Source organism: Pseudoalteromonas aurantia (genome assembly GCF_005886875.1).
GTDB lineage: Bacteria > Pseudomonadota > Gammaproteobacteria > Enterobacterales > Alteromonadaceae > Pseudoalteromonas > Pseudoalteromonas aurantia_A.
This window is the reverse complement of record NZ_PNBY01000025.1, coordinates 51,531-61,635: the sequence shown is the minus strand read 5'-3', so window position 1 is coordinate 61,635 and position 10,105 is coordinate 51,531. Positions and strand designations below refer to the sequence as shown.

Genomic DNA, 10,105 nt, shown 5'->3' with positions numbered 1-10,105 from the left:
ACTCTCGGCGTTGCTTTCATTTGTAATAGCCGGCTATTACTGCGTGAAAGCGCCTTGATATTGAGAAAAATATCATCATTGGATTTTACGTAAGTTTTTTCAAAACATTTTCTATTCCAAAACCCTTATCCAAACCTGAGGTTAGTTAGAGTAAGTTATAAAAGCTCTTCATACATTAGTTATTTACCTAGTAAATTAGCCATTCATTTATCGCGTTCTCTAGTCAGGCTTTTCATTGAAGTGACAGTCAATGTTCGCACCCTAATTAATGATTTAACGTGTATTAATTAGAATGCGACTCTAGAAAACAGACTGGTCTAAATTTAAATCTTGGTCGATGTTTGTTTGATCCCAAATAACAAACAGTACATAACGGGAATAACGATTAGGGTAAGTATGGTCGCAAACCCTAAGCCAAACATAATCGTCACTGCCATTGATTTGAAGAACACGTCAAACAATAAGGGGATCATCCCCAAAATAGTAGTTATCGCTGCCATTGAAACAGGTCTAACACGACTTACGCCGGAATCAAATACCGCGGCATAGGGTGCCTTACCTTCTTTTATCTCAAGATTGATTTGATCAACTAATACAATCCCATTTTTGATTAACATGCCTGATAAGCTAAGTAAGCCAAGCAATGCCATAAAACTAAACGGTGCGTTTAGTGATACTAAGCCAGCGGTAACGCCAATAATAGCTAGAGGAACGGTAGACCAAATCACCAGAGGTTGTTTTAGTGAGTTAAATAACATGACAGTGATCATGAACATAGCAAGGTAGCCCAGTGGTAGCGAGCCAAAAATAGCGGTTTTAGCTTTTGAAGAAGACTCGAATTCACCACCCCAATTCATTTCATATCCGTTGGGGAGTGGAATATTCTCTATATCTCCTCTCACTCTTGCGAATAGCTTAGCGGGGGTTTCATCACCAATTACGTCATGATCAGCCATTACCGTGATAGTACGTTTACGATCACGACGCATTATCAGCGGGTCTTCCCATAATACTCTAAATTTATCTACAACTTGTGTGACGGGCACATAGACGTTGAGTACTGGGCTAAAAATTTGCAGATCACTTAGGTTCTCGACATTTTTACGTTCTTCTTCTGGCGAACGAGCAACAATGGGCAACAGTTGTGTACCATCTCGATATAAGCCGACTTTATTACCCGAAATACTGGTAAGCAGTAGCTGATCAAGATCTGATTTACTAATACCTAAACGACGAGCTTTTTGTTCATTAAACTCAGGACGTATTACTTTAGTGCGTTGTCGCCAATCATCGCGAATATTAAATGCATTGGCATCATTCGAAAATATAGCTTGTGCCTTTGCTGATAATTGTCTGAGTACAACCGGATCAGGACCGGAAAAACGCGCTTCTATTTTTGCATTCGTAGATGGGCCAATTTCCATTCGTTTGATTTTAAGTATACCGGAAAGAAGATGCTGTTGTTCAAATACTCTGAGTTTTGCAATCATTTTGGCAACAGCGTCACGGTCTCTTACTCGAACAATTAATTGACCATACGCATCATATTGTTTTTCAGGAGAATAGGTAAGCATAAACCTTGGTGCACCTTGTCCGATTGTTGATGTTACTTCAAGAACGAGGTCATCGCTTTGTAAAAAAGACTCAATGTCTGTCAAGTTGTCAGAGGTGCTTCTAATGTCAGCACCTTGGTAATGCCAGTAATCTACATAAAACATCGGTGTATTTGAAGCGGGGAAAAATGACTGTTTGACCGATTTGAACCCTACAACTGATGCCGCTAACAGTAAAATCATTAGAGCTAATGTTGATAGTCTAAATTTCAATGCAGTTGAAAGAAGGGCTTTATAAAAATTAAAAATAATACCTTGATAGGGGTCATCATTGTCATTTGCTTGACCTGTAGGAGTCTCCTTAAAGAGCAAGTTAGCAAAAAAAGGTGTTAACGTAATCGCTGTAACCCAACTTAGCAGCAAAGATATAAGAAGCACCCAAAATAGAGAGCCTGCAAATTCACCGCTAGCGTCGCTACTGAGTCCTATTGGAGCAAATGCTGTAATACCAATAATCGTTGCGCCGAGCAGTGGCCACTTTGTTTGCTGCACGATGTTAACAGCTGCATGTATCTTAGTTTGCCCACGTTTTAAATTGATCAAGATACCTTCTGTGACTACTATCGCGTTATCAACAAGCATACCAAGAGCTATGATCAATGCACCCAGTGAGATCCGTTGCAGGTCAATAGCAAACAGTTTCATAAAAATAAAGGTGCCCAGTACAGTGAGTAACAACACTGCACCGATAAGTAGTCCGCTTTTTACGCCCATAAAAATCAATAAAACCAATATTACAATTGCAATGGCTTCAATTAGGCTGACAATAAAGCCATCGACAGATTGTTGCACTTCGTTTGGTTGATGATATACGGTGTTTATCTCCATACCATGTGGCCGTTGATATTCTAAGTCGGTTAGATGGCGTTCCATTGCACGGCCAATATCAACAACATTGACACCGGAGCTAAAGGAGACACCAACAAGCAGAGCGCGCTGATCATTAAACCGAGTTATGTGTTTAGGTACTTCAGCATATTCTCGGCTGACTGTTGCCACATCACCTAAATAGATTAACTCTTTTGACCCAGGCTTTGAGATCAATAGGTGCTCTAGTTCTTTCACGTCTTGGAATTCACCAGTAGGATGAAGCCTTATAGACTCATCACCGACACGTATTTTTCCTGCATTAGATACACTGTTTTGTGATTGTAACAAAGAGAATATTCTTGAAGGTGCAATACCTAATTGTGAGAGTTTTTGAGTGGCGATTTCAACGATGACTTGAGCTTGTTGCTCTCCAGCCACTGTGACTTTACTCACACCGTTTACTAATACGAGCTCTCGTTTTAAATAGTCAACATAATCTTTTAACTCATCGTATGAATAGCCATCACCAGTAACAGCATACATAACGCCATATACATCGGCAAAATCATCTATCACTTTTGGTGAGTACACTCCAGGGGGTAAATTGTTTTGTAAATCATTTACTTTTCTACGCAGCTCATCCCATATTTGTTTAAGGTCATCTTTTCTATATGTGCTCTTCATCTCTACAGAGATCTGAGACTTTCCTGCAGAGGATATAGAGGTAACATAATCGACGTATGGCAACTGTTGAATCGCATTTTCTATTGGAAACGTGACTTCTTCTTCAACTTGTTGTGGTGATGCGCCAGGGTATAATGTGACCACCATGGCTTTTTTTAGCGTGAATTCAGGGTCTTCTAGTTGGCCAAGTCCGAAGTATGAAACCGTACCAGCTAAAAGGAGCAATAAAGCAAACATCCAACTAATCACGCTGTTTTCGATAGACCATTTTGCTAGGCTCATCGTTATAACCCTCGCTCTTTAGCCCATGGGCGAACCTTTAATCCCTGTTTTAGGTGATGCACTCCGGCACCCACGACAATATCGGTGTCTGATAAGCCTGACAATATTTCAATACCTTGGTCATACATATCACCCACCACAACCGGCTGTTTGGTTATAGTGCTCGTGTGTTCATCGAATAACCAGACAAAAGAATTATTATCTTTTGGTTGTGTTTGCTCTGAAAATACCGCTTCTACAGGAACAAACAATTTCCTCGCAGGTAATTTAGTGATTTTACTATGGTCTATGTATACATGTCCGGTCATGCCCGCCAGTAAGTTAAAATCATTTGGAATAGGTAGCGTAAACACGACCTTGTAGCTTAACGTTGATGGATCCGCTTGTGTGTCCCATTCTTTTATCGTCAAACGGTATGATTTAGAGGGGAATCCGTCAAAGACGACATTAGGATGATAATCTAACTCTTTGTTAACCCTTGCCACTAATTTTTCTGGTACCTGAATAATGACATCCATCATGTCACGGGTTTCTAGACGTAAAATGTTTTGTTTTGCGACAACATTTTCAAAATTCTTGACGAAGACTTTTGCAACGGTTCCACTAAACGGTGCTTTTAACTCTGAATTTTCTAAATTAGTTTTAGCAATTTTAAATGCGGACTCTGCGACTTGTTTATTCGCGAGTGCTTGGTCATATTCTGACTTGGATGTTATTGACCTATCATATAAAGACTTAACTCGGTCGAGTTGTGATACAGCGAGGTCATACTGTGCGCTTCGTTGTTCATATTGAAGTTGTAAATCTTCTGGATCGAGTTTTGCCAATAACTGACCTTTTTGCACTTCTTGCCCTGCAAGCACTGGAAACTCGAGTAGTTCACCATTGACTCTAAATGCAAGGTAAGAGCCCTGGTTCGCAACAACTTCCGCAGGGAAACTTCTCACCGTACTGTGCTGTGAGTCTATCACTGAAACCAGTTTCACAGGGCGAATAATATCATCTATGTTACTTTGCTCAGGTGCATCCTGACATCCGTTTAAAAAGAGTAAAAGAGACGCAACGGTAGTAAGTTTTAGCATGGTAAAAACTCCATCTTTATTCAGAAGTATCAAACATTTTGGTGCACAATATCGAAAAGCACGATAAAATAAAAATTATATAATATTTTAAACTATATAAATATAATTAATGAAGATATCAGACATCGAAATGCTACATGTTGTTGCTGATTCAAATAGCTTGAATGAGGCTGCCTGCAAGTTGTTTAAGACACAGCCAGCTATTACACAGGCAATGAAGAGGTTAGAAAGCCAACTAGGGTTTAAGCTATTTGATAGGCAAAACTATCGGATAACACTGACCGAGCAGGGGAAGCGATTCTATTCTGAGTCGATAAAATTACTGGGTGTGAGAGACGATCTTCAAATTATGGCAAATGAATTTTCATCAGGTAATGAAGCAAACCTCACTATATGTTATGAACCTTTATGTCACCAAAATGGTTATAATCGAGTGATAGCATCAATTTTTAAACGGTTTACTCAAACTGAAATTGCAATTACGAGTGGAAAACGTTTTGCTGCATTGGAGCAAGTGAATTCGGGTGTCGCTGATTTAGGAATTGGCCCATGGTTTGATTTATTTCATGCTACGGGGGATTTAGAATCTATCGCAATTGGCGAGTTTAGATTGGGCTTAGTGGCTAAAAAAGGTCTACTTCCCACATCGTTAACCTATGATGAGTTAGCGCATTATCCTTGCTTGGCGATGTTTGAAAGTGGCTTTGACTTTGATAGTGAACGATTAGCTTATGCGCGAGGGAGTAATATTATGAAACTGGATGATATTGCGTCTATAAAATCATTTTTATTGTCTGGGTTGGGTTTTGCAATGATCAGTTTAAGCCATTGTCAAAATGAAATTGATGCGGGCGTTTTGGAGCAAATACATGTTTCGGACAGGCAAGACTCTTTTACAGCGGGAATACATGTGTTTAGACAACATAGCAAGCACCATGGGCCAGTCGCTAGGTCAATATGGTCAGAGTTTAAACTGTTAGGAGAGGCGTATGCAGGGAGAACATAAACAACGCCTATTTACCCTAATTGGTGCGATCCCAAAAGGGAAAGTTGCCGCATATGGACAGTTAGCAAATTTAGCTGGATTGCCGCGTCAAGCTCGCGCGGTTGGTCGTTTACTGAAAGAGTTGCCTAAAGGTAGTGCACTTCCTTGGCACAGAGTAGTAAATAGCAAAGGGAAGATTTCATTTCCTCATGGCTCGAAAAAGTACATTGAGCAGAAAGAAAACTTGGAACTTGAAGGGATAGTTTTCATCAAAGACAAAATTAACATGCGAATTTATCAGTGGGACTGACTCCAAGCAAACAATGGATTGATCGGGTTTAGCAACTAAGACGTATAGAATTACATATTTTTTTAACTACAGCATGTTTATGAACCGAGCAATCTTCCCGTTACCTGTTTTTCTTTTACCGCAAGGCTACACACGTTTGCGGATATTTGAAGACAGGTATATGAAAATGGTAAAAAAAGCGTTGCTTCAGAATACGGGGTTTGTGCTGTGCACCGTGGCTAGATTGACTGAGGATACATTATTAAATGAAGGTGTTTACGTAGAAATTGTGGATTTTTCACAAGATGAAGCAGGGCAGCTTTTGATAGACGTTTATGCACGTAATAGAGTTAAAATTAAAAATGTGCACCAAGACGAGACTGGGCTTAGGCATGGTGACATTAGAGTGATAGATGATCCGTTATGGTTTTACAAGGAAGATGAAATATCCGACTGTGATGCTAAGTTGTCTTCTATGCTAGAAAGTATTTTTAAACGGCACCCGCACTTAGATTCTTTGTATCAAGAAAAATCATTTACCAGACCTGTGTGGGTTGCTTCCAGATGGTTAGAGCTTTTGCCTATGGAGACAAGTCAGAAAGAAAAGCTTAAGTCAGCGCAGAGCTTTGACCAAGTCACTAACTTCCTTCATACTATTTTAATTGAAGCAGAGTGATCGGTTTGATTTGGTTGTGCGTAATGTATAAAAATTAGAGGTCGAATGGGACATAAGTTATGGTTAGCCAATCACCGACTACAGCTGTATCGCTAGAGTCTGGGCAAAGTAAAAGTATGGACGATACACCTACACAAGCGTTATCAGAAGCACTTGTAGAAGTAGCTGATCAGCGTGATAAGGTAGCATTTGCTACGCTATTTAAGTACTTCGCACCAAAAATAAAGCGGTTTGGTGTAAAGCAATATGGTTCAGAAGCAATGGCAATGGAACTTGTGCAAGATACGATGACATCCGTTTGGCGAAAGGCTCACTTATACAATAAAGATAAAGGAGCTGCAACTACGTGGGTTTACACTGTGATGAGAAACGCTTCGTTTGACGCTCTACGCAAGTTAAAGAGTAAAAAGGAAGAACATATTAGTGAAGAAATTTGGCCTACTCTCCAAGAGAGTCAATCATACGATGATGGCTTTAAAGATCACCTGCAGGACAAGCAGATACAGAAGTATATAAGCTGTTTACCAGTCGCACAGCAAGAAGTTGTTAAAGGCGTATATTTTCAAGAAATGTCACAAGAACAACTGGCGGAACAATTGAACATTCCAGTCGGTACCGTCAAATCGCGCTTACGTTTAGCGCTCCAAAAACTTAGAGCAGAAATGGGAGATAGCCATGATTAAACATCATCCAACAGCAGAGATGTTGATGCAGTTTTCACAAGGCACATTACCTGAATCGTTAAGTATCGCTGTTTCTGCCCATGTTGAAATGTGCCCGTGTTGTGCAAAGCAGGTAGCAAAAAATGAAGCGCTATGTGGTCAAGAGTTGTTTTCAGATAGTGATGCGTTAGATCTAGACTTCGACTTTTCACAAATGATTTCTAATATAACAGAAGACAAGGCAGTTGAGCTTGTAAAACAGTACGAACATGAGCTTATTGAGTATCATGGGTCTAAAGCTGTTGTTCCAAGAGCCATAGCAACCTTATCTCGTTCAGGGTTCTCACACGTAGGTAAACTAGCGAGAGCAAGGCTTGATTTAGGCGATGGCGATGTCAGGGCAAGTTTATTGCAGATATCACCAGGTGGTGAGATACCCAATCATACACATACTGGATTTGAATTAACGCTATTGTTAGAAGGCAGTTTCGAAGATGAGTCTGGAAGCTACGTTGCTGGCGATTTCATTTGGTTAGACGGCAGACACACCCATACTCCTAAGACTCAGGATGGGTGTTTGTGTTTCACACTGGTTAATAGTGCACTACATTTCAACAAGGGCTTGAGTAAGCTGTTGAACCCAATCGGTAATTTAATCTATTAGGAGAGTGAATATGCGGATTTTCGAATCACCAATACAAATTGGTATTAGCGCATGTTTAGCTGGGGATAAGGTTCGCTTTGATACGGGTCACAAGCGTTCGAATTTCTGTATGGATGAGCTGGGTAACTATGTAGAATACAAAAAGTTTTGTCCAGAGGTTGCGGTCGGAATGTCAATACCGCGCGCCACAATCCGACAGGTTAGGGTTGGAGATACGATAAAAGTGTGTCGTCCAGATGGTTCTGGGGAAGTAGGCGAAAAGTTGACTGAATATGGTAAAACCGTCGCTCACGAGCAAGCAAAGGAATTGTCTGGTTTTGTATTTTGCGCTAAAAGTCCAAGTTGCGGTATGGAGAGAGTAAAGGTCTACAACGAAGCTGGAACAGGTAATTCTTCAGAAGGTGTTGGTTTTTTTGCTGCTCAGGTGATGAAGCATAACCCAAACTTGCCGTGTGAAGAAAACGGTAGATTGAGCGATCCACATTTGAGAGAGAATTTCGTCACTCGTGTATATGTATACAAGCATTGGCAAGAGTTAAACCTCGATTGTGTTGGTGTTCATGAACTCACTCAGTTTCATGCGCAGCATAAGTATTTGTTGATGAGTCATAATTATGAATCATACAAAGCACTTGGTAAGCTGTTAGGACATGCAGCAGGACGAGACCTTGATGAAGTTAAAGAAGAGTATATAGGCGGGTTGATGAAGGGCTTGTCTAGACCTGCGTCTCGGAAAAACCAAGCAAACACGTTAAGTCATTTGCAGGGCTATTTTAAAAATTTTCTGTCTAAGGTTGAAAAGCGCGAGATGTGCGAGGCTATTGATCATTACCGAGCAGGTATAGTACCTTTATACGTACCACTGACACTGATAAAGCACCATTTGACGGTGCATGGCAATGAGTACTTGGCGAAACAGGTATATTTTAATCCTTATCCGAATGAATTAAAGTTGAGGTTTGGTATATAATGAAAATTGCGTTTTGGTTTCGACGAGATTTACGTTATTTCGGAAATGAAGCCTTGATTGAAGCAGTTGAAAACGGCGCCCAAGTGGCGCTGTTTTTTATGTGTGAGCAGCAATGGCGAGACAAGCATGGTATAGCGCCAATACAATTAGATTTGATTAAAAGGCGAGTTGCTTATTTGGGAAATAAGCTCGCACAATATGGGATAAAGATGCACATAGAGGTGGTCGATTCATTCTGCGACATACCTGCACGATTACAATCAGTTTGTGCGTCATATCAAATAGAAGAGGTTTACGCGAATAAAGAATATGAAGTGAACGAACGCGCTCGCGACAGCGAGTGTATGTCGATTGGTATCGCCCTGACATTATTTGATGGAGATGTAATAGCTAAACCTGGATCTGTACTGACTAAAAATGATGAAATGTTTAAGGTTTTTACGCCTTTTAAAAAAGCATGGTTAAAGCTATTTGAACGTCAGCAATTTATTATCCCTCGCTGGCCTTTAGAAGATAAAATGGTCCCTGCATTAAGCTGGTCTACCCCAGAATGCTTAATCGGCGATAGCAGCTCTATTAAATGGCCAGTAGACGATGAAAGTTTAGCTGGAGTTGCGAGTCACTTTGTTGCTACTAAGTGTGTTAGTTATCACGCTCATCGAGATATTCCTAGTATAAAAGGGACATCGGGGTTAAGTCCATACCTAGCTATTGGCGCAATATCTGTGAAGCAGCTGTTAGCTGAAGTGCAGTGTCATTACCCTGATATTTTGCAAACACCCAGTAGGGAAGAGTTTACCTGGATAAACGAGTTAATTTGGCGTGAGTTTTATCGCCACTTGATTGTTGCGTACCCGAGTCTATGTAAATACAAAAACTTTAATAAAAAGTATGACGCAGTGATTTGGAATGAGGATGAGCACTCGTTCCGTGCATGGTGTCAGGGAGAGACTGGCTACCCGATTGTTGATGCAGCAATGCGGCAGCTTAATCAAACTGGGTGGATGCATAACCGCTTGCGCATGATAGTCGCGAGCTTTTTGACAAAGCACCTGTTAATAGATTGGAGAAAGGGCGAACGCTATTTCATGGCAAAGCTCATAGATGGTGATTTAGCAAGTAATAATGGAGGCTGGCAATGGGCAGCTAGCACAGGGTGTGACGCTCAGCCATATTTCAGGATTTTTAACCCTATTACGCAAAGCAAAAAGTTTGATCCTGACGGTGATTTCATTCGTACATATGTGCCAGAACTCGCTGATGTACCAAGTAAATTTATTCATTTTCCTCATGAGTTTATAACCTTGGCATCATCTATTAATTATTTACCAGCGATTGTTGAGCATAAAGAGGCAAGGCAACGCGCATTGGACGCATTTAAGGTATAG

9 protein-coding genes are annotated in these 10,105 nt (G+C 40.5%); 7 read left to right on the top strand and 2 right to left on the bottom strand.

Annotation, left to right across the window (positions count from 1 at the left end):
• Window positions 1-323 precede the first annotated feature (323 nt).
• Together CWC18_RS05825 and CWC18_RS05820 are read right to left on the bottom strand one after the other, a co-directional pair.
• The gene (locus tag CWC18_RS05825) at window positions 324-3,389 is read right to left on the bottom strand and encodes an efflux RND transporter permease subunit (protein ID WP_138591802.1); all 3,066 of its coding nucleotides are present in this window, start codon (window positions 3,387-3,389) and stop codon (window positions 324-326) included.
• A 2-nt stretch (window positions 3,390-3,391) separates the two neighbouring features.
• Entirely contained in the window at window positions 3,392-4,471 is a 1,080-nt protein-coding gene (locus tag CWC18_RS05820) for an efflux RND transporter periplasmic adaptor subunit (RefSeq protein ID WP_138674887.1), read from the bottom strand.
• Window positions 4,472-4,580: 109 nt separating this feature from the next.
• Between CWC18_RS05820 and CWC18_RS05815 the strand changes: the two genes are divergently transcribed.
• From CWC18_RS05815 to phrB, 7 genes are all read left to right on the top strand, one after another.
• The gene (locus CWC18_RS05815) at window positions 4,581-5,477 is read left to right on the top strand and encodes a LysR family transcriptional regulator (protein WP_138591804.1); all 897 of its coding nucleotides are present in this window, start codon (window positions 4,581-4,583) and stop codon (window positions 5,475-5,477) included.
• Complete coding sequence (locus tag CWC18_RS05810; RefSeq protein WP_138591805.1) at window positions 5,461-5,766, top strand: MGMT family protein; 306 nt, start codon at window positions 5,461-5,463, stop codon at window positions 5,764-5,766. Before CWC18_RS05815 ends, CWC18_RS05810 begins: the two co-directional genes overlap by 17 nt.
• A 73-nt stretch (window positions 5,767-5,839) precedes the next feature.
• The gene (locus tag CWC18_RS05805) at window positions 5,840-6,421 is read left to right on the top strand and encodes an LON peptidase substrate-binding domain-containing protein (protein ID WP_349304811.1); all 582 of its coding nucleotides are present in this window, start codon (window positions 5,840-5,842) and stop codon (window positions 6,419-6,421) included.
• Between the two features lie 59 nt (window positions 6,422-6,480).
• Window positions 6,481-7,104 (top strand): sigma-70 family RNA polymerase sigma factor, encoded by a 624-nt coding sequence (locus tag CWC18_RS05800; protein ID WP_138674886.1) that lies wholly within the window; start codon window positions 6,481-6,483, stop codon window positions 7,102-7,104.
• Window positions 7,097-7,747, top strand: a complete 651-nt coding sequence (locus CWC18_RS05795; protein WP_138674885.1) for a ChrR family anti-sigma-E factor — start codon at window positions 7,097-7,099, stop codon at window positions 7,745-7,747. Before CWC18_RS05800 ends, CWC18_RS05795 begins: the two co-directional genes overlap by 8 nt.
• Window positions 7,748-7,757: 10 nt before the next feature.
• Window positions 7,758-8,717: a YbgA family protein gene (locus CWC18_RS05790; RefSeq protein ID WP_138591809.1), complete on the top strand. Its 960-nt coding sequence runs from the start codon at window positions 7,758-7,760 to the stop codon at window positions 8,715-8,717.
• On the top strand, window positions 8,717-10,105 hold the full coding sequence (phrB, locus tag CWC18_RS05785; RefSeq protein WP_138674884.1) for a deoxyribodipyrimidine photo-lyase: 1,389 nt from the start codon (window positions 8,717-8,719) through the stop codon (window positions 10,103-10,105). Before CWC18_RS05790 ends, phrB begins: the two co-directional genes overlap by 1 nt.

Excerpts from the sequence above, each read along its gene's own strand:
- CWC18_RS05810 (WP_138591805.1), top strand. The coding sequence starts at position 5,461 with ATGCAGGGAGAACATAAACAACGCCTATTTACCCTAATTGGTGCGATC.
- phrB (WP_138674884.1), top strand. The coding sequence starts at position 8,717 with ATGAAAATTGCGTTTTGGTTTCGACGAGATTTACGTTATTTCGGAAAT.
- CWC18_RS05820 (WP_138674887.1), bottom strand. The coding sequence starts at position 4,471 with ATGCTAAAACTTACTACCGTTGCGTCTCTTTTACTCTTTTTAAACGGA.
- CWC18_RS05805 (WP_349304811.1), top strand. The coding sequence starts at position 5,840 with ATGTTTATGAACCGAGCAATCTTCCCGTTACCTGTTTTTCTTTTACCG.
- CWC18_RS05815 (WP_138591804.1), top strand. The coding sequence starts at position 4,581 with ATGAAGATATCAGACATCGAAATGCTACATGTTGTTGCTGATTCAAAT.
- CWC18_RS05795 (WP_138674885.1), top strand. The coding sequence starts at position 7,097 with ATGATTAAACATCATCCAACAGCAGAGATGTTGATGCAGTTTTCACAA.
- CWC18_RS05800 (WP_138674886.1), top strand. The coding sequence starts at position 6,481 with ATGGTTAGCCAATCACCGACTACAGCTGTATCGCTAGAGTCTGGGCAA.
- CWC18_RS05825 (WP_138591802.1), bottom strand. The coding sequence starts at position 3,389 with ATGAGCCTAGCAAAATGGTCTATCGAAAACAGCGTGATTAGTTGGATG.
- CWC18_RS05790 (WP_138591809.1), top strand. The coding sequence starts at position 7,758 with ATGCGGATTTTCGAATCACCAATACAAATTGGTATTAGCGCATGTTTA.